The organism is Mesorhizobium sp. LjRoot246, assembly GCF_964254115.1.
GTDB lineage: Bacteria > Pseudomonadota > Alphaproteobacteria > Rhizobiales > Rhizobiaceae > Mesorhizobium.
The window spans coordinates 2180170-2199162 of sequence record NZ_CAXUSN020000001.1 but is presented as its reverse complement, the minus strand read 5'-3'; the positions used below and the strand labels follow the sequence as shown (position 1 = coordinate 2199162).

The 18993-nt window shown below is 62.0% G+C and carries 18 protein-coding genes; 5 read left to right on the top strand and 13 right to left on the bottom strand.

Annotated elements, in window-relative coordinates:
• Nucleotides 1-17 precede the first annotated feature (17 nt).
• From ACSQ3L_RS10615 to ACSQ3L_RS10590, 6 genes are all read right to left on the bottom strand, one after another.
• Complete coding sequence (locus tag ACSQ3L_RS10615; protein WP_436159895.1) at nucleotides 18-1214, bottom strand: serine hydrolase domain-containing protein; 1197 nt, start codon at nucleotides 1212-1214, stop codon at nucleotides 18-20.
• A 70-nt stretch (nucleotides 1215-1284) separates the two neighbouring features.
• Nucleotides 1285-2319: an extracellular solute-binding protein gene (locus ACSQ3L_RS10610; RefSeq protein WP_436159894.1), complete on the bottom strand. Its 1035-nt coding sequence runs from the start codon at nucleotides 2317-2319 to the stop codon at nucleotides 1285-1287.
• A gap of 22 nt (nucleotides 2320-2341) precedes the next feature.
• Entirely contained in the window at nucleotides 2342-3142 is an 801-nt protein-coding gene (locus tag ACSQ3L_RS10605; protein ID WP_292180927.1) for an ABC transporter permease, read from the bottom strand.
• The gene (locus ACSQ3L_RS10600) at nucleotides 3135-4055 is read right to left on the bottom strand and encodes an ABC transporter permease (RefSeq protein WP_436159893.1); all 921 of its coding nucleotides are present in this window, start codon (nucleotides 4053-4055) and stop codon (nucleotides 3135-3137) included. Before ACSQ3L_RS10600 ends, ACSQ3L_RS10605 begins: the two co-directional genes overlap by 8 nt.
• A complete protein-coding gene (locus ACSQ3L_RS10595) occupies nucleotides 4055-5149 on the bottom strand; it encodes an ABC transporter ATP-binding protein (RefSeq protein WP_436159892.1) in 1095 nt (364 codons plus the stop codon). The genes ACSQ3L_RS10600 and ACSQ3L_RS10595 overlap by 1 nt, the downstream gene beginning before the upstream one ends.
• Before the next feature lie 141 nt (nucleotides 5150-5290).
• Nucleotides 5291-6970, bottom strand: a complete 1680-nt coding sequence (locus ACSQ3L_RS10590; protein WP_436159891.1) for an amidohydrolase — start codon at nucleotides 6968-6970, stop codon at nucleotides 5291-5293.
• A 260-nt stretch (nucleotides 6971-7230) separates the two neighbouring features.
• On the opposite strand from ACSQ3L_RS10590, the gene ACSQ3L_RS10585 reads away from it, so the two are divergent.
• The gene (locus ACSQ3L_RS10585) at nucleotides 7231-7884 is read left to right on the top strand and encodes a TetR/AcrR family transcriptional regulator (RefSeq protein ID WP_436159890.1); all 654 of its coding nucleotides are present in this window, start codon (nucleotides 7231-7233) and stop codon (nucleotides 7882-7884) included.
• Between the two features lie 23 nt (nucleotides 7885-7907).
• Nucleotides 7908-8939: a histone deacetylase family protein gene (locus ACSQ3L_RS10580; protein WP_436159889.1), complete on the top strand. Its 1032-nt coding sequence runs from the start codon at nucleotides 7908-7910 to the stop codon at nucleotides 8937-8939.
• 37 nt (nucleotides 8940-8976) lie between these two features.
• Here the strand turns inward: ACSQ3L_RS10580 and ACSQ3L_RS10575 are convergent, their stop codons facing one another.
• Complete coding sequence (locus ACSQ3L_RS10575) at nucleotides 8977-10170, bottom strand: TMEM43 family protein (RefSeq protein ID WP_436159888.1); 1194 nt, start codon at nucleotides 10168-10170, stop codon at nucleotides 8977-8979.
• 507 nt (nucleotides 10171-10677) lie between these two features.
• Between ACSQ3L_RS10575 and ACSQ3L_RS10570 the strand changes: the two genes are divergently transcribed.
• Both ACSQ3L_RS10570 and ACSQ3L_RS10565 read left to right on the top strand, forming a co-directional pair.
• Entirely contained in the window at nucleotides 10678-11388 is a 711-nt protein-coding gene (locus ACSQ3L_RS10570; protein WP_292180948.1) for a helix-turn-helix transcriptional regulator, read from the top strand.
• On the top strand, nucleotides 11385-12155 hold the full coding sequence (locus tag ACSQ3L_RS10565) for a response regulator transcription factor (RefSeq protein ID WP_436159887.1): 771 nt from the start codon (nucleotides 11385-11387) through the stop codon (nucleotides 12153-12155). The genes ACSQ3L_RS10570 and ACSQ3L_RS10565 overlap by 4 nt, the downstream gene beginning before the upstream one ends.
• A 34-nt stretch (nucleotides 12156-12189) precedes the next feature.
• On the opposite strand, the gene ACSQ3L_RS10560 is transcribed toward ACSQ3L_RS10565, so the two are convergent.
• From ACSQ3L_RS10560 to motA, 6 genes are read right to left on the bottom strand one after another with little or no spacing between them, the layout of a single operon-like run.
• Complete coding sequence (locus ACSQ3L_RS10560; protein ID WP_292643028.1) at nucleotides 12190-12627, bottom strand: hypothetical protein; 438 nt, start codon at nucleotides 12625-12627, stop codon at nucleotides 12190-12192.
• Complete coding sequence (gene flhB, locus ACSQ3L_RS10555; protein WP_436159886.1) at nucleotides 12624-13706, bottom strand: flagellar biosynthesis protein FlhB; 1083 nt, start codon at nucleotides 13704-13706, stop codon at nucleotides 12624-12626. Before flhB ends, ACSQ3L_RS10560 begins: the two co-directional genes overlap by 4 nt.
• 9 nt (nucleotides 13707-13715) lie before the next feature.
• Entirely contained in the window at nucleotides 13716-14726 is a 1011-nt protein-coding gene (locus ACSQ3L_RS10550) for a flagellar motor switch protein FliG (RefSeq protein ID WP_436159885.1), read from the bottom strand.
• A gap of 43 nt (nucleotides 14727-14769) precedes the next feature.
• Nucleotides 14770-15156: a flagellar motor switch protein FliN gene (gene fliN / locus ACSQ3L_RS10545; protein ID WP_436159884.1), complete on the bottom strand. Its 387-nt coding sequence runs from the start codon at nucleotides 15154-15156 to the stop codon at nucleotides 14770-14772.
• Nucleotides 15157-15174: 18 nt separating this feature from the next.
• Entirely contained in the window at nucleotides 15175-16122 is a 948-nt protein-coding gene (locus ACSQ3L_RS10540; protein ID WP_436159883.1) for a FliM/FliN family flagellar motor switch protein, read from the bottom strand.
• A gap of 32 nt (nucleotides 16123-16154) precedes the next feature.
• Nucleotides 16155-17030 carry a flagellar motor stator protein MotA gene (gene motA, locus ACSQ3L_RS10535; protein WP_436159882.1) on the bottom strand — a complete coding sequence of 292 codons (876 nt, stop codon included), beginning with the start codon at nucleotides 17028-17030 and terminating at the stop codon, nucleotides 16155-16157.
• A 147-nt stretch (nucleotides 17031-17177) separates the two neighbouring features.
• Here motA and ACSQ3L_RS10530 point away from each other — a divergent pair, with 147 nt between their 5' ends.
• Nucleotides 17178-18989: a DUF1217 domain-containing protein gene (locus ACSQ3L_RS10530; RefSeq protein ID WP_436159881.1), complete on the top strand. Its 1812-nt coding sequence runs from the start codon at nucleotides 17178-17180 to the stop codon at nucleotides 18987-18989.
• Nucleotides 18990-18993 lie beyond the last annotated feature (4 nt).

Here is an 18993-nt window from a genome sequence, read left to right as displayed (position 1 = left end):
TTTCTTCTTGTGGGGGCTCAGCTCAGCGCCGCGGCGATGGCGTGCACGGCCTTCAGCGTCGCTATGGAGTAAGCGATGTTGCTGAAATCCGGATAGGTCGAAAGCTTCACCACGACCATTCTCGTGTTCCAGTCGATATGGATCATCTGTCCGAACACGCCCCGGCACATCAGCGCGCGCGAGCGCGGGTCCTCGATCCAGAACTGGTTGCGGTAGCTCCCCTCCGGCAGGCTGGGGCTGAAGTTCGGTCCATGCCTGCCGTGGCGCGTGGCCTCCACCCAGTCGGCCGGCACGACACCGCCGCCATTGTCGAGGATCAGCTGGCCAAAGCGGCCATAGTCGCGCAGCGTCGCGTTGAAGCCGCCGTCAGCCACCGCATAGCCGGCCCTGTCGACGGTAAAGCAGGCGCTTTCATCAGCGCCGAGCTTTTGCCACAGCTCCTCCGAAACCAGTTGCGGCAGCCGTTTGCCCGTCACCCGTTCCATGATGAAGGCAAGCACGTCGGTCTCGATCGAGCGGTATTCGAATTGAGCGCCGTGCGGGCGGATCGTTCCCTTGAGGCCCAGAATCAGCTCGAACATATGCGAGGGCCAGCAGAAAGCCGGATCGCTGTCTGGCGGTACCGGCTTCCAGCCGGTCGCGACATCGACCTGGCCGATGTCGGAATAGCGGTCGGCATATTCCTCGGAGAAGCGGACGCCGCTGGTCATGTCCAGCACATGCTGGACGCTGGCGCCGGCCCAGCCTGTGACGCTGAGCTCCGGCAGGTAATCGGTCACCGGCTTGGCCGGATCGATCAGGCCACGCCCGACCAATATGCCGAACACCGAACCGGTGACGGACTTGGCCATCGACTGTGACAGGTGCAGCGTGCGCTCACCCATGCCGTTGAAATAGCGCTCATAGGCTATCCTGCCGTCCTTGAGCACCAGGAAGCCGTCCGTATAGGTCTCATCGAGCAGCCCGGCGAGCGTTGTCGGCTTGGCCTCGCTGTCCTCGACCGCCAGCCCGTCGAGATCGACCTCGGCGCGTTCGAGACGGTGGCGATGGCCATTGCCGCGCCAGACTTCGGCGGTCGGCAGTAATTCACGGATGTGCTGGAACGCCCAGCGATTCCATGGCGGCCGGTCCCAGTCGAGCTTGGGCGGCACCATGGCGGGCGGCGAGCCCTGCATGATCGGTGGCTGCGGATCGGAGTTGCGATAGGAGTCCATGAAAGCCGAGCCCCGGTGAACATCAAAACGGACCCGGCGGCGTGCGCCGCCGGGTCCGTCGAAACGCAGTTTACTTCTGCAGTTCGGTCCAGATCTTGGTGTAGATTTCCTGGATTTCCGGGGCGCACAGCACCTGCAGCTCGCCATGCGGCTTGTCGGCTGCCGGGATGACGACTTCCGGCGCATCCTTCATGTCGGCCGGCATGTACTTGTCGGAACCGGTGATGGCGTTGGCGTAACGGTGGAAGGCCGAGAGGCCGGCGGCGTTCTCAGGGTCCATGATGAAGTTCTGGAACAGCTTGGCATTCTCGACATTCTTGGCTTCCTTGAGAACGACGACGTTGTCGCTCCACAGGCCAAAGCCTTCTTTCGGATAGAAGTAGTGGATGGCCGGGTTGGCCAGCCGCTGGCGCAGCGCCGAGCCGTTCCAGTCACTGGTTGCCTTGAAGTCGCCGGCGCCCATCTTTTCGATGGTGTTATATTCCATGGCGATCCAGTTGGGCTTGGCCGCAACCAGCGTGTCGCGCATCTTCTTTAGCAACTCCTTGTCGGTGGAGCATTGCTGGCCGCCGAGATATTTCGTCGCTGCCAGCATGACGTCGTTCATCTCGGGAACGACATTGACCTTGCCCTTCAGTTCGTCGGGCGTGTTGAAGATAATGCCCCAGCTGTCGGCCGGCCCCTTGTAAGCATCGGTATTGACGACGATACCAACCGTGCCCAGTGCCCACGGCACCGAATATTTGCGACCGGGATCGAAATCTGGATTGGCCCATTCGGGCGCCACATTCTTGAAGTTTTCCATCTTGCCCGGATCGGTCTCCTGCACGAGCCCTTCCTTGATCCAGACCGGCACATAGGTCTGCGACGGCACCGCGATATCGAAACCGGTGCCGCCCTGGCGAACCTTGGCCAGCGCGGTGTCGTTCGAATCGTAATCGGTGATGGTGACCTTGATGTTGTACTTGGCCTCGAACTTCTTGATCACGTCGGGGCTGGTATAGTTGCCCCAATTGTAGATGTTCAATTCGCCATCGGCGCGGGCGAGGCCCGTCGAAGCGAGCAACGCCAACCCCATGGCGGTTGCTGTTGTCTTCCAGTTCATGGTTTTAACTCCCATTTTCGGTTCAGTCTCGTTTCCTGCTGACGAAGAAAAACAACGTGACGATCGCGACCGAAAGCAGCAGGAAGGCGGTCGATATCGCGTTGATCTCGGGTGTGATGCCGCGGCGGATCTGGCCGAGCATGTAGGTGGGCAGCGTGTCCTGGCCGCCCGATTTGACGAACTCGGTGATGACCACGTCGTCGAGCGAGATGACGAAGGCCAGCATCAGTCCGGCCAGGATGCCGGGCCACAGGAGCGGCAGCGTGATGCGGCGGAAGGTTTTCCAGGGCGTCGCGTAGAGGTCGGCGGCGGCACGCTCCAGCGTCAGGTCCATATTCTCAAGCCGCGCTCGGATCGGCAGGTAGGCGAAGGGAATGCAGAACGCCGTATGCGCGGCGATCAGATAGCCGATGCCGGAATAGCCGGTGAAGATCTTGATGCGCGAGAAGAAGATCAGCAGCGCCACGCCGGTGACGATCTCGGGCACCATCAGCGGCTGGTTGATCGCCGCATATTTGAAGGTGAGGCCGGGATAGGGCGCGGTGCGCGTGGTGGCGAGAGCCGCCATGGTGGCGAAGGTGGTGGAAAGTACAGCCGCTATAGAGCCTATCTGGAAGGAACGCAGTGTGGCATCGACGACCTGCGTGTTCTGCCATGCCGACTGGAACCATTTGAGCGAAAAGCCGCCCCATTCGGAGGTCGAGCTCGCCGCGTTGAAGGCATAGATGACCAGCACGATGATCGGCAGATAGAGCACGATAAAGCAGGTCGCGGCGATCGCGGTGAACCCTGGCTGGTGCTTGATGGAAAAGTTCTTAGCCATGACGCACCCCCGACTTGCCGGCGTTGCGCACATAGGCAAGCAGCGCCACCATGACGATGACCATGACGGCGATCGACAGCGCCGAGCCGAGCGGCCAGTTGCGGCCTTGGCCGAACTGCAATTCGATCAGGTTGGACAGCATCATGTTCTTGCCGCCGCCAAGCACGATCGGCGTCACATAGGCGCCAAGTGCTGGAATGAAGACCAGGATGGAGCCGGCAATGACGCCCGGCTTGACGAGCGGAAAGATGATCCGCCGCAGCACCTGGAAGCGCGTCGCGTAGAGATCATAGCCCGCCTCGACCAGGCGAAAATCGAGCTTCTCCATGCTGGCGTAGATCGGCAGCACCATCAGCGGCAGGTAGACATAGGCCATGCCGATCAAGATCGCCGTGTCGGTGAAGAGGATCTGGATCGGCGCCGAGACGATGCCGAGCTTGAGCAGGATCGTGTTGATGATGCCTTCGTTGCGGATGATTTGCAGCACCGCGAAGGTGCGGATGAGCAGGTTGGTCCAGAACGGTATGGTGATCAGGAACAGCCAGAGTTCGCGCGTCTTTTCGCTGCGCGTCGCCATGAAGTATGCCGTCGGGAAACCAAGCGCCAAAGTCGCGATCGTGGTCATGATCGCCAGCTTGATCGAACGCCAGAAAATGGTGACGTGGGCGGCGGCGATCGAAAACGTGTCGTCGAAGATGTCGCGTTCCATGAACACCGACACCCAGGCCTCAGGCGAGAACTGCCATTTGACGTCGCCGTAGGAACCGGGCGTCAGGAACGAATACACCAGCACGATCAGCAATGGACCGGTGGCCGCCACAAGGATGATCAACAATGCCGGCGCCGATAAAAGCCAACGATCGCGAATATCGCGACGCTCGGCCGCCTTGGCGACTTCCTCCGCGCTTGCCATCAGTCCCTCAGCACTTGCGCGGCATCATTGCCGATTGAAATGCCAACCTTGTCGCCACGCTCGAAACCGCAGCCTGCGCTACGCGTGTTCTGCTGGCGCACGGTGAAGGCTTCGCCGCTGTCGAGATGGACATGGATATGCGTGTCGGTGCCGAAATAGACGATGTTTTCAACCGTCCCCAACAGGTCGCTCTTGCCCTTGGTCAGCCTGGCATGCTCGGGCCTTACCACCACGGTGGCATTGTCCTTCGGTTGGAAGCCTTCAGCCACCGTCGCCTCGATCGTCGCACCGGATTTGAGCGTTGCCCGCGCCTTGCCGTTGCCCATGCCGGTGATCGCGGCCGTCAGGAAATTGGTTTCGCCGATGAAGTCGGCGACGAAGCGTTCCGCCGGCTTGTCATAGATATCCCAGGGCGAACCCACCTGAAGGATCTTGCCGGAAGACATGACCGCGATGCGGTCCGACATGGTCAGCGCTTCCTCCTGGTCGTGGGTAACGAAGATGAAGGTGATGCCGGTCTCATGCTGCAGCCGCTTCAGTTCGATCTGCATTTCCTTGCGCAGCTTGTAGTCGAGCGCCGAGAGCGGCTCATCGAGCAAAAGAACCTTCGGCTGCGGCGCGAGCGCCCGGGCCAAAGCCACGCGCTGCTGCTGGCCGCCGGAGATCTGACTGGTGCGACGACCGGCGAGTGCCTCCATCTTGACCAGCTTCAGCATCTCGGCGACGCGCGCCTTGATCTGGGCCTTCGGCTTGCCCAGCATTTCCAGGCCAAAGCCGATATTGTCGGCGACCGTCATGTGCGGGAACAGCGCATAGGACTGGAAAACGGTGTTGACCGGCCGCTTGAAGGGCGGCAGCAGCGCGATGTCCTGGCCATAGAGCAGGATTTCACCGGCAGTTGGGAAGTCGAAGCCGGCGATCAGCCTGAGCAATGTCGTCTTGCCGCAGCCGGATGGCCCCAACAACGTGAAGAATTCGTTCTCGCGGATGGATACCGAGACCGCGTCGAGGGCAGCGACCTGCCCCTCACCTGATCCGAAAATTTTACTGACGTTTACTACTTCAATCGCATTCCGATCCGGTTTGTCCGGCACGATTACGCCTCACTGTTGACCCCGCTCTTGCTGGCGGAGCTCTTCCCCTGTTCGATGTGACCACATGGCCGGTAGGTTGGCAAGCCCGGCATTGAATCACAGTTCAGTCAGTCATCGAGGCTTGCAAGCCCCATGCCATAGTCAGGCCTGATAGGTGACCTTGCCGCCGCAGATCGTCGTCATCGGCCGCACCTTGTGCAGCTCGGATGGGGCCGTCTTCTCGATATCCGCCGACAAGACCACCAGATCGGCCATGTAGCCTGACTTCAGCATGCCCTTGCGGTGTTCGGCGAATTCGGCATAGGCGCCCTCGACCGTGTAGCCAGCGAGCGCTTCATGCAACGTGAAGCTTTGGTCCGGATCGCTCTCTGCCCATGGTTTGCGCAACACTGCCGCCTGAATGCCCAGGATCGGGTCGATCGGCGACACCGGCCAGTCCGAGGCGAAGACGACATGCGCGCCGGCATCCTTCAAGGTCCGCCAGGCATAGCTCAAGGGCCAGCGCGCCGGCCCGATGCGCGATACTGTCGGCTCCAGCGGAAAATCCATCGCGCCGGGCGGATGCGGCGGCTGCATGGAGGCGATGACGCCGAGTTCGGCGAAACGCGGTACGTCCGATGTGGTGGTGACCTCGATGTGCTCGACACGGTGACGGCTGTCGCGCTTGCCGTTCGCCTTCTGCGCCGCCTCATAGCCGTCAAGCACCGCGCGCACCGCGCCGTCGCCGATCGAGTGCACGGCGATCTGCAGCCCGCGCCTGTCGACCGCGACGGCCAGATCGATGAACTGCTGTGGCGTGAACAAAGGCTCGCCAACCCAGTCGGGCCGGTCGGCATAGGGCTCGATCATGACAGCCGTCCAGGAATCCAGCACACCGTCGTAGAACACCTTGACCATGCCCGACGACAGCCATTCGCTGTTGTAGCGTTCGGCCATCGTTGACGCCTTGTCGAGCATGTCGAGCGTCATGAAATTCTTGTAGTGGAACGGGATCTGCACACGGCAGGGCAAGCCTTCCTCGGCCTCGATCTCGGCAAGCAGTTCGAGTTGATAGAGATTGCCGTCCATGTTCTGGATAGAGGTGATGCCGTGGCGGGCGCACCAGGCGAGCCCGCGCCGCATGATGTCGCGGTCGGCGGCCCGCTCGGCCGGCGTCGGCATCGGATCCGGCTCGCCGCCGGTCGACAGCCCCAGCCTCACCCGGCCTTCGCCGGCAAGGTCGAGCACCGGACCGAAGGCCTCGCCCTCGCGCAATTCGCCCGCGGCCAGACCATCGTCACCCATGACGATCTCATTGCCAGGGCCAAGTGTGCGCCCCTGCAGGATACCGGCCATTTCCAGCGCCTTGGTGTTGGCCCACATGGTGTGATGGTCTGGCGCCGCCATGCAGAACGGGCGATCGGGCAAAATGGCGTCGAGGTGATGGCGCGTCACCCGCTCGCTGCCAAGCACGGTGTAGTCGACGCCTTGCCCGACCAGCATCGGCGCATCGGGCTGCGTCGGCGCATAATCACGGATCGCCTTTTGCAGCGCCTCGAAGCCGTGAATGCCCGTAAGCTGAAGGTGGGCGAGTTCAGCCCCGCCTGAAAACAGATGCATATGGGCTTCGATGAAACCCGGGACCACCGAACCGCCCTTGGCGTCGATGACCTTGGTGGCCGGTCCCTTGAGTTCTTCGATGGCGGCGCGGCTGCCGATGGCGATGATGGCGCCGTCCTTGACGGCAACGGCCTCGGCGGCGGGATTGTCATCGTCCATGGTCCGCACACGACCGTTGATGACGATCAGATCCGCATTGTAACCCGCACCTGTGACAGACATCGCGACTCCGCGCTTTTGACGACTGACTGAGACCGACAGACCCTCTTGTCCGACGACTGCCACTCCACCGGAACGGCGCCATGGGACGAAAAAGGATGCCAGTGCGCTGTCTTCGAAATTCCCCTTGTCATCCCTAAAGGCAGCGTGGATAAAGAATGCGACTGATTATTCGCGTTTGTCAACATGCGGAATATGCAATGTATTGTGGACAGCACGCTCCGCTTGTGTTGGGACCAGGCGGGGAACGAGGACATCAAGCCGTGAAGCGCAGTCTCGATCGCAAAACCAGGATAGCGCTCGAACCGCGCAAGCAGCCGCGGCAACAGCGGTCGAGCAAGGTGGTCGACAGGATTCTCGACGCGGCGCTGGTCTTGACGCGCGAGCAAGGAACCAAGACGCCGACGACGCTCGCCATTGCGCAGCGCGCGGGTTTGTCGGTCGGTTCGATCTACCAGTACTTTCCCAACAAGGAAGCCATTCTTCTGGACCTCGCCCGGCGCTGGCTGTCCTCCTTTCCCGAGGTGATCGAAAAGCGCATCAAGGTCGCCCCGCCCACCAATCGCGAAGAGTTCCGGCGGGAAGTGCGCAAGCTCTTCATCGACACCTCCAGGATATATCTCGAAAACGCCACCCTGATGCCGGTGATCGAGGCTATTTCAGGCAATGCCGACCTCAGGCCGATCCAGGACGAATATGACGAGCAGATCATCGCGCTCTACGCCGCATGGCTGCAGCATGTGAACCCGGCTCTTGAAGACAAGATCGCCAGCCGGCTCGGCGTGCTGATGATGGACGTCGGGCACGCCTGCCGGCTTGTGGGGCTGAAGAGAGACCGCAAGACATACGACCTCATCGAGGACGATGTTGAAAGAATGTGGCTCGCTTTGGTGACCCCCTATCTCAACCTTGACTGACTTCGCACTTCGAGAGGAACTTTATGAAGACTGTCTATTCGCCGCTTCATGCTGGCCATGCCGGCCAGATGGAATTGGTCACATCAGCCATCGTGCCGGGTTTTGAAAAGCCTTCGCGCGCCGAATTCATCAAGGCGCGGGTCGAAAGCGAGAAGCTCGGTCCGGTCGTCCTGCCGCTCGAGCACGATCTTGCCGCCGCCAAGCGCATCCACAAATCAGACTATATCGACTTCCTGCCGACGGTCTGGCCGCAATGGGTAGCCTCCGGTCACGAGGGCACGGCCATGCCCTTCACCTGGCCGACGCGCGGCCTGCGCGGGGACGTGGCGCCAAAGCGTGTCGATGCGCTGCTCGGCTACTATTCCTTCGATGCCGGCGCCACCTTCGTCGAAGGCACATGGGCCGCGATCAAGTCCTCCTACGATGTGGCGCTGACCGCCGCCGGCCTAGTCAAGGATGGCGAAGCGTCGGCATTCGCGCTCTGCCGTCCGCCCGGTCACCATGCCGGGGCCGGCTTTATGGGCGGCTATTGCTACATCAACAACGCCGCTGTTGCCGCGCAATGGTTCCGCGACCAAGGCGCCAAACGCATCTCTATTCTCGATGTCGATTACCACCACGGCAATGGCACGCAGGAAATCTTCTACAACCGCGCCGACGTGCAGGTGCTCAATCTGCATGGCGATCCGATGGTCGAATACCCGTTCTTCCTCGGCCATGCCGACGAACGCGGTGCCGGCGAAGGCGAAGGCTTCAACATCAATTATCCGATGCCCTTCGGCACCGACTGGGATGCCTGGAACACCTCGCTCGAGGATGCCTGCGCCAGGCTCGCCGCTTACGCGCCGGATGTCGTCATCGTCTCGCTGGGTGTCGATACGTTCGAGAAGGACCCGATCAGCCAGTTCAAGCTGAAGACGTCTGACTACCCCAAGATCGGCCGCCGCATCGCCAGGCTCGGCCTGCCGACGCTGTTCGTCATGGAAGGCGGCTATGCCGTCGAGGAGATCGGCGTCAACGCCGTCGGCGTGCTGACCGGCTTCGAGGATCGGTAAATGAGCGCCGAACGGCGGTAGCCGTTCGGCATTCGACCTAGATTGCCGCCCCTGGGCTGGGCACTGCAACCGGCGCGGCCGCTTTGCGTGAACGGCCGAGATAATAAACGGCCGCTGCCGCGATAACGCCGGCCGCCAGGATGCCTGCCGCCAGAACCGGCCGGTACCAGAACCAGGCAATGGCAATCGTCGTCGTGCCGACCAGGATCGCCAGGACGAAGGCGATGATGCCGGTTCCCATCCGCGCCATGCTGCCGACGAACGGGATGACGTCGAGGATCACGCCGATCGGGCTGAGGAACAGGGCAAAGCCGATGGTCAGCAACAGCAGGCCGGCGGCGCGCAGCAGCCACGTGATCAGCGTGTTTGCGCTAACCGCCTCGGCGAACATCTTGTCGGCCGGGACGGTGCCGGTATCGACCATCAGCAACGCATCGCCCGCCTCGGTCTGGTAAGGCTCGAACCGGCTACCGGCCTGCCGCGCGACGATGCTGACCACGCCGAGCGGCGCCAGCTCGTAGCCGATGCGATAGTCGCCCAGCGCTGGCGTTGTCGCGTCGGCACCGAGATAGATCTTGCCGTCGGCGACGCTGAGAGGCCTTGTGCCGGTATAGGCAGCCTTGATCGCAGCCGATTGGTCGGGCGACAGCGCATACGCCTTGTCCCCCTCGATGCGATCAAGCACCGATGTGTCGAGATCGAAGGCGACGAGCTTGCCTTGCGGAATCTGGAAGGTCCGGCTGTGGATCGCCATCGATGGATTCTGGTGGCCGTCGGGTTTCTTGAAATCCGACGAGTCGATCTGGCTGTCGTCCCACACCTTCGAATAGCTGTAGGTGGTCACCGTCTCCTCGCCCCCGCCAAGCTTCTTGGTGGTCTCGGATTTTTCTTCTTGCTTCCACTGATACATCTCGACGTTGCGCGACAGCCGCAGCCCTTGCGCGGCAATGGCGAAATCCGGATCGGCGAGGCCGCTGTCGGCCGTCACCGGCCCGCTGACATGCACCAGCTTTCCGTCGTTAACGGCTTCGACGCCATCGGCGCTCACCGAAACCACAGCGCCCGCGCCTTCGGCCAGCGAGCGCGCCGTCTGCACCGCGCGGCCCTCGTTCCAGAACAGCCCGATCACCATCAGCACCACCAAAAGCAGGCCGAAGATGACCCCGCCGACCGCGCGCTTGATGCGCCCGAACCACGAGACGGACGTAACTTCCCGAAATGAATCGCTCATTGTTTCCCCCGAAACCAATCGTGCCAGAAGCCCGCGTAGCGCCGCTGCGACAACCGCATCCGTCCTGCCACCCACGAGTTCGCCTGCGGAGATGCCCACCCCTTCGGCGTTTTCGTATCTATCGCAACAAGCCCGCCAACGATATGGCCGGCTTGCACAGTACTGATACTTTCACACCTCGAAGACTGCGAAAATCGATCCCTGAGTCGCACGCGAGTCCACCGGATTCGATTTTGTCAAATCGCGTTTGATGTCGGATTCAACTGCGGGTAGATTAGACCCGAATCAGCCGGTCCTCGGGGGGCGCGGCGATCACCCAAAGTCTCTTGTTCCGGAGCTTTTCCGGCACCAGACGCGGATGGCTTCGCGTTCCCTGAATGGATTCGGATCTGGTTGGCGCAGCCCTGCGCCACGCGTGTGTCTTCGTCAAAGTAATGCGTATTCGGGTTCGGCGGCTGGCTTCCAGCATCCGGACAGCAGAAACGATTCCGGCCAAAAGCAACGAGAATGAGCAGTCCCGCCGCGCTACTTCAATCCGACACATTGGGCTCGCGCCTGACGTCGCGCGGCGATCTCACCAGCTTTTTCATGCAACTGACCGCCGAGATCGGCGCCGACAGCTACATGCTGGTCGCCATCGTCCACGACCAGGACCGCAACGATGCGCGCATCGTCTCCTCCAACTGGATTTTCGACGCCATCGAGCTGATCGGCAAGCGGCTGATCGCCGGGCTTGCGCAAGGCGCGCTCACCGTTGCCCCGGGCATCCGTCCGAGACCGCTTGTTGCCTCTCACGCGCCCGAAGCTGACGGGTTGATCACCGGCGAGGAGGCGCGCCTTCTCGATGTGCTCGGCCATGCGGAGGTCTATTCGCTCAGGCTGAATGTCGGCCGCCAGCGCCTGTTCGCCCTGTTCTCGGCAGCGACGGCCGGCAGCATCGACCAGCCGGCGCTGATGCGGGCGCAACTGAAATGTTGCTACGCGCTCTCGCACATCCCGCAACTGATCGCCGCCGCCGCCATGCAAGATCCGTTGTCGGACCGCGAGCGCGAATGCCTGTTCTGGGTCTCCGAAGGCAAGACCACCGACGAGGTCGCCGTCATCCTTGGCGTCTCCTCCAACACCGTCAACAGCTACATCACCCACGCCATCCAGAAATTCGCGGCCAGCAACCGCGCGATGGCCATCGCCACGGCGATCAGGAGCGGCATCATTTGAAACACGCCGATATCAAGGAGGCTGCCGAAGCCCTTTTCAACGAGCAGCGCAACCCGTTCGGTGCCTTCTCGCTCGGCTCCGAAACCCACCACGCCGTCAGCATTCCCGACGCCGTGCGCCGCTGCCGCTGGATCGCCGTCGACATCAACGCCTCGGCTTTCGGCCTGTTCTTTGTCAGCCCCTCGCCCGAACGGGCGCGGCTCGTTCCTTGCCTTGATTCCGACTATCCCGGGATCGCCGTGGCGACGAAGTTCATTTCAGGCGCCAATGGCGAGGAGATCGTGCGCCACACCCGTATCTCGACCGAACCGCGCTGGTGGACGGATGACGGCGTTGCCGCCATGACCGAGATGTTCGGCAATCTCGCCTGGACGCAGCAGATGGCGCCGCTGGCGCCCGGCACCAGCGGCATCGCCTTTCCCGTCCACGCCGACCGCGGCCAATGCGGCCTTGTCGTTTTCCTAGGCTCCGAGATCGCCTTGCCGCAGGACGCGCTCTACGAGATCCACGCCCGCTGCTTTTCGCTGTTCGCCGCTGTCGCCCGCATCCGTCCGGGCGACGCCGGACGCATGCGCACAATCTCCAAGCGCGAACTCGAATGCCTGAAACTGACCGCCAACGGCAACACCAGCGAGGAGATCGCGCGGCTCCTCAAACTGTCGGTGCACACCGCCAACCAGTATCTGACCCAGTCGACCCAGAAACTCAACGCCGTCAACCGCAACCAGGCCGTAGCCAAGGCGTTGCGCCTGGGCTTGATCGAATAAGGGAATTCGACAGCGGGTCGGAAGCGACCGATGGTCAGCGAAAGGCCAGGGACTCGACCTTGCGGATGCGCGCCTGTTCGATCACAGCCTCCAGCAGCACCGTGTTGTGCTCCGGATCTTCGCCCGGCTTCTCGAAGGATACGTAGTTGACCACCACCGAGGCGCCGTTCTCGCTCAGCGTAAGCTGGAAATAGACGGTGACGCCAGGCGGCCTCAGTTCCAGATCGAGCACGATGCGCGGGCTGCCGCTCCAGTCGACATGCGCTTCGCCGCCATGGCCGAGTCGCAGCGTACCCGGCAGGAAGAACAGTTCCACCGCTGAATCGACCAGATCCGACAGGCACGCGAAATGCTCCAGCCGGATGAAGGCGATGTAGTCGGCGACATCGATCAGCCTCAGTTCCCCCACCACCTGCTCGATGGCGCTGGCGACGATGATCTCGCGGGATTTTGCGTGCGGTTGCCGGTTCATGAAATCTGTCTGCGCTCAGCCTTTTTCGAGTAGACGATCCGCACCAGTTCGGCGACGGCCTGGTAGAATTGTGACGGGATCACATTATCGACCGAAACTTGCTTGTACATGGAGCGGGCGAGCGCCACGTCCTCGAAGATCGGGATGTTGTGTTCCCGCGCGATCTCGCGGATCTTGAGCGCCACCAGATCCTGACCCTTGGCCAGCACCATGGGCGCCGAGTCCTCGTCGCGCACATATTTCAGCGCGATCGAGAAGTGCGTCGGGTTGGCGATGATCAGCGTCGCGCGCGGCACCGCCGTCATCATCCGCTTGCGCGCCCGGTCGCGCGCCAGCGAGCGCAGCCGCGATTTGACGATCGGGTCGCCCTCGGACTGTTTGAACTCGTCCTTGACCTCCTGCTTGCTCATGCGCAGGTCCTGCTTCCAGTGGAAGCGCGACCAGACGATGTCGACCGCCGCGATCAACCCCATGACGAAAACGATCGCCACCAGGATGTCGACGGCAATGCCGCGAATGACGAGACCGAAGGCGACCGGATTGGTGATCATCCCGGCGAGCAGCTTGCGGTGATCCTCCGACAACGTGAAGCTCAGCACGACGATGGCAAAACCGACCTTGCCGAGTGATTTCAGGAACTCGACCCAGCCCTGAATGCCGAACAGCCTGTTCCACCCCTTGGCGATCGAGATGCGCGAGAGTTGCGGCCGCACCCGCTCGCCGACGAATTGCGGCATATTCTGGAACACCGAGGCGCCGACGCCGGCGACGGTCAGCAGTACCATCAGGCTCAGGACGGCGCGGCCAACCTCGAGGAGGACGATCTTGTAGAGCGCGATGACGTCGGTCTCGGTGTCCATCGGCCAGGCTTCCGGCTTTTCCAGGAACATCGACAGGAACATGCCGAGATCGATGATCGCATCCTTGGCGTAGAAGACGGTGAACACCAATATGGCAACGAACGAGGCAAGCAGTGCCGTCTCTCGCGAATGGGGCAGTTTGCCCTGTTCGACGGTGTCGCGGATCTTCTTTTCCGTTGCCTCTTCGGTTTTCGAGTCCTTGTCGACCGCGTCAGCCATGGCGCGGTCTTAGGCGGCGTCTTGGGTCGAAGGAAGTTCGAAGGCGCCTTCGCGCGACAGCCGGATGGTCGTCGTCACGATCGTCTTGCGCGCCGCCATGATGTCGGCGAGAGGAATCCCGTCCGAGCCCTGTCCGAGTTCAGCCTCGATCATGCGTCGCGAGCGGGCGCCGATCGCCGACAGCACCGATTCGGCAAGTGCGGCTGAAGTGCCGCGCAGGGCCAGAGTGACCAGTTCCGTCGACAGCCCATCGAACAGCAGCACCCGCGCTTTCTGGGTGAGCAGCGGCAGGTCGTCGAAGGCAAACAGACGGGCTCGGACGCCGTCGAGATCGGGCGTGCCGGCGGCTTCCAGGTCCTGCATGACCTCCTCGAGCAGCGGCTTGTCCAACTCGTTGAGAACGCTGGCGACGCGCGCCTGACCGGCCGACGTGTCCTTAGTCGAGGTCTCCGTCAGCACGCTGGTGCGCAGCCGATTTTCGACGATCCGGCTCGCGGCTTCCGGGACATTCGCCATCGTCACCATGCGCTTGATGATTTCGCCGCGTGTCGGCTTGGTCAGCGTCAGCAGCACGCTCGCCGCCACTTGCGGCGCCAGCTTCGACAGCACCATGGCCGCGGTCTGCGGATGTTCGCCGGCCAGGAAGGCACCAAGCCGCGCCGGTTCGAGCTTTTCGAGCTCCGGCCAGATCGGCGGCGGGCCTTCCGGGGCGACCTCGAATTTCTTGTCGCCCATGATGGCACTCATCTCTTCGGGCGAGAGCGATTCATTGAGGATGGTGTCCATCCTGTCGGCGGAATCGAGCAATCCCGCCCCTTCGGTGAACTCGGCCTCGAACTCGGCGACGATGCGCTCGAGATCGCTTTGCGGAATCGTCCGCAGCAGGCGGGCGCCCTCGATCAGCGCCTTCAATTCTTCCTGCTTGAAGAATTTCAGCAGGCGGCTGGCCGACGGCTTGCCCATCGCTACCAGTATGGCGGCCGCCTTCTGCGCGCGGGTCAAGGTCACCGGCGTCGTCATGCCACTCGCCTCTGCTGCCACCGGCAAACCCCGCAACCCATATCTAGGCGCCCTTCGTGCCGGCGATGATTTCGGTCAGCCTGATGCCGAAGCGCGATGGATCGCTTTCCAGCACGGTGATCTCGCCACGCGCGATCTTGCGGCCGTTGACCACGACGTCGACGGGCTCGCCGATGCGGCGATTGAGCGCCACGGTCGACCCTTTCTGCAGCGCCATCAGCTCGGAGACCGGCATCTCGGTGCTGCCGAGGATGATCTGGACATCGACGGGGATATTCATGATGACGCTTGAATTGGCTGATGAAGCGGCCCTGAACGCCACGTCGGGGCGTTGTTCCTCTTCATGCAGGACCCCGCGCAATTCTTCGATGGCGCGATCGAGCTGCTCGTCGGGCTGGTCGAGGTCGGCTTCCACCTTGGTCTTGGCCATGAAATCGTCTCCAAATGCTCAGGCGCGTCCGGCGGCAGCCGGCATCAGTCCGTCGATAAAGTCCTGCCCGGCATCGTAGGGATGCCTGATCCGGACGGTGTAGTTCTGTCCCAGTTTGCCGAACTCGCATACGAACAGCGTCTTGCCGCGCGTGCTGAGACGCGCCTGCGACTGCGCCGTTTCCTCGAATTCGATGACCTGCCCAATCTCGAAACCGGCGAGGTCGCCGAGTGTCAGCCGCGCCAGCGGCATGGTGGCCTCGAGCGCCACCGTGGAGCGCATCACCTCTTCCGAAAAGCGCGCGCGCCAGCTCGGGCCGTGATCGTCGTCGCTGACGGGCACAGCTCCGTCGCGGCTGGCCAGCGCGACACGCTGCGGCATCGTCACGGTGACGGTGCCGCTGTCGGCCGGCGTCGAGATGCCAAGGACGATGCGGATTGCCGCACCGTCGCGCAGCACGTGCCGCTTCGCCTCGGTGCCGGACACTGCCCGCGGCGCAGGCAGGCGCAGGTCGAGCGAGCGCTTTCCCGATCCGTTGAGGGCCTGCGCCACCTGCTGGAACACCATGGTCGAGACATCGATTTCGATCTGCGACAGATCGCGTTCGATCGGCGAGACCGGCAGATCCGGGTCGCCGCCGAACAGCGTGCAGACCATGATCGCGATCGCTGGAGCATCGATCACCAGGGTCATCGCATCGGAGGACATGGACGAGCCGACGACGGTCATGGCAAACGTGTCGCCGGCGCGCGAACGCGCCTCGGCCACGCGGCTGACCTCGACCGATTTGAGATCGACAATGACCGGAGCGCCAAGCTCGCCGGTCAGGCTCTTCTGCAGCAGCGGCACAGCGCGCTCGGCCATGGCCCGGCCGGCGTCGATGACCTGGGCGGCCTCGCCGCTGTCGCCGACGAGGCGCTCGATGATCAGCGAGCGCGCTTCCGCTGGGCTGCCCGGACTGGTCATGACAGTGCTGGGACCGATCTGTCGCGCATCGTTCAGGCGGCCTTCTTTTCGACGGTGCCGGTGTTCATCGTGCTCTGCTCGACGGCGTCGATCGTCGGCCGTTCATAGGACGAGATGGTCTTGCGGCCGAACTCGATCGCCACCTGCGGCAGCGCGCCGTTCATGTAGGCCAGCAGCGTCTGCTTGACGATGATGTAGAGGCGGTTCTTCTTCTCGCGCACCGTCTTGATCTTGGTGGCGACCGGCCCGACCACCGAGTAGGACAGGAAGATGCCAAGAAACGTTCCGACAAGTGCCGCACCTATCAAGCCGCCGAGGATTTCCGGCGACTGGTCGAGCGCGCCCATCGCCTTGACCACGCCGAGCACGGCGGCGACGATGCCGAGCGCCGGCAAGCCGTCGCCCACCGCAACCAGTGCGTGATAGGCCTTCATCTTGTCGGATCTGATGGTCTGGATTTCTTCGTCCATCAGCGCCTCGATCTCGTGCGAGCGGGCATTGCCGATGATGATGATGCGGCAGTAGTCGCAGATGAAATGCGTCAGGTCATGGTTGTGCAGCACGGTCGGAAATGCCTGGAAAATCGCCGACTCTTCCGGATTGTCGATATGCGCCTCGACCTCGCTGCGGGATTTCGAGCGCAGTTCGCGCATCAGTGAGTGCAGCACGCCGAGCGTTTCGAGATAGTCTTGTTCCTTCGGCACCGCCTGCTTGAAGGCTTCGAGGATGCCCTTGCCGGTGTCCTTGACCGTCTTCATCGGATTGGCGACGAGGAAGGTGCCAAGAGCCGCGCCGCAGATGATCACGGCCTCCCATGGCTGGATCAGCACGTGAAGATGGCCGCCCATGGCCATGAAGCCGCCAAGGACGCAGCCGAGCGTTACCACCAGTCCAATCAGAATGCCCACAACAGGTCCTTCCGCATTTCAAATCGCGAGCAAGGGATAGCCCCTGTGCCTTGTGTGAGGCTTGAATCGAAGCCATCGGACACGATTCAGTTTCGCGCAAGGAAGTAGAGGTATTGTCCTGACATAGCTTCGGCCGGAGGCACGTCTTTGCTTAATACCTTTACCAGCTACCAGCTCATCACCAGGGACATTTCAACGTCGCTCGACAGGATCGAGCAGCAGCCGGTCGTCGACCGCGACACCAAATATTATCTCGCCAACATCACCAAGGTGAAATCGATCGACGATTTCGTCAAGAACGACCGGTTGTTCAAATATGCCATGAAGGCCTATGGGCTTGAGGACATGGACTACGCCAAGGCCTTCATGGTCAAGGCGCTGAAGGAAGGCGTCGCCAATCCCGACAGTTTCGCCAACAAGCTGACCGACAAGCGCTACGCCGAGTTTGTCCGCGCCTTCAACTTCGCCGCCAACGGTGCCAATACCACCGTCTACAACAAGGCGCAGCAGCCGGTGACCAGCAACTATGCGCTGCAAGTCCAGATCGGCGCCTCGCAGACAGGCTTCTCTTACTATCAGAGCGAAACCGCCTACTATGTCACCAACATCTCCAAGGTTAAGTCGATCGACGACCTGATGGGCGACAGCCGCCTGCTGACATACGCGATGGCGGCATTCGGGCTCGACGCCGAAACCGAACCGGCCGCAACGGTCAGGGCGATGCTCGAAGGTGGCGTCAGCTATCCCAACAGTCCCGCCAACAAGCTGCCCGACAAGAGTTACGCCAATTTCGTCTCGGCTTTCGACTTTGGCCAGTATGGCGATCAGACGACCACGCGCGACGATGTCCAGCAGGCGGTGCCGAAGGGATACATGGCCGGAGCCGGACTAACGTTGGTCAAGCCGAGCGCGCAGTACGTCAAGGGCGAGGCCGACTACTATGCATCAAACATCTCCAAGGTGAAGTCGATCGACGACCTCATGGCGGACAAGCGCCTGCTTACATTCGCCATGGCTTCCTACGGACTGGATGCGTTAACCGAAACACCGCAGCAGATCCGCGCCATGCTCGAGGGCGGCGTGAGCGACCCCAACAGCCCTGCAAACAAGCTGACCGATAAGCGATACGCCAATTTCGTCACGGCCTTCGATTTTGCCCAATATGGCGATCAGACGACCACGCGCGACGCGGTGCTGAAAGACACGCCGAAGATCTACACGACAGAGTCGGCGCTTGGCCTGATCAAGCCGAATGCCGACTACATCAAGTCGGAGACCGCGTACTACCTGGCCAACGTCACGAACGTGAAATCCATCGACGATCTGATGGCCAACAGCCGCCTGTACAACTACGCGCTCTCGGCCTACGGGCTTGATCCGACGAAGGAGAGCAAAGACCTCATCCGCAGCGTCCTTGCCGGTGGCATCCGCGATGCCAACAGCGTCGCCAACAAGATGACCAACAAATCCTATGCCGGGCTCGCCACCGCCTTCAACTTCGAACAATACGGCGAAGCGGCCACCACGACCAATCCGGCGCAGCAGCCGACCATCGACAAATACATGCGCCAGACCCTCGAAGAGGATGCCGGGCAGACCAATCAGGGCGTGCGGCTGGCACTTTATTTCGATCGCAAGGCCCCTGATATCACCAGCTGGTACGACGTGCTGGCCGACACCGCGCTTGCAAACGTCGTGCGCACCGTGCTCGGCCTGCCGGATTCCTTTGCCACCGCCGATGTCGACAAGCAGGCGCAGCTGTTCGAGCAGAAACTCGACATCTCGGATTTCTCCGACCCCGAGAAACTCGGCAAGTTCCTGACCCGCTTCACCAGCATGTACGAGATCAACAATCCGACCTCATCGGCCGTCACCTCGGTCAGCGTGCTGTTTGCCCAGCCGATCACGGTCGGCATCTCCACCGACCTGATGATGGCTATGCAGAAACTGAGGTTCTGAGACC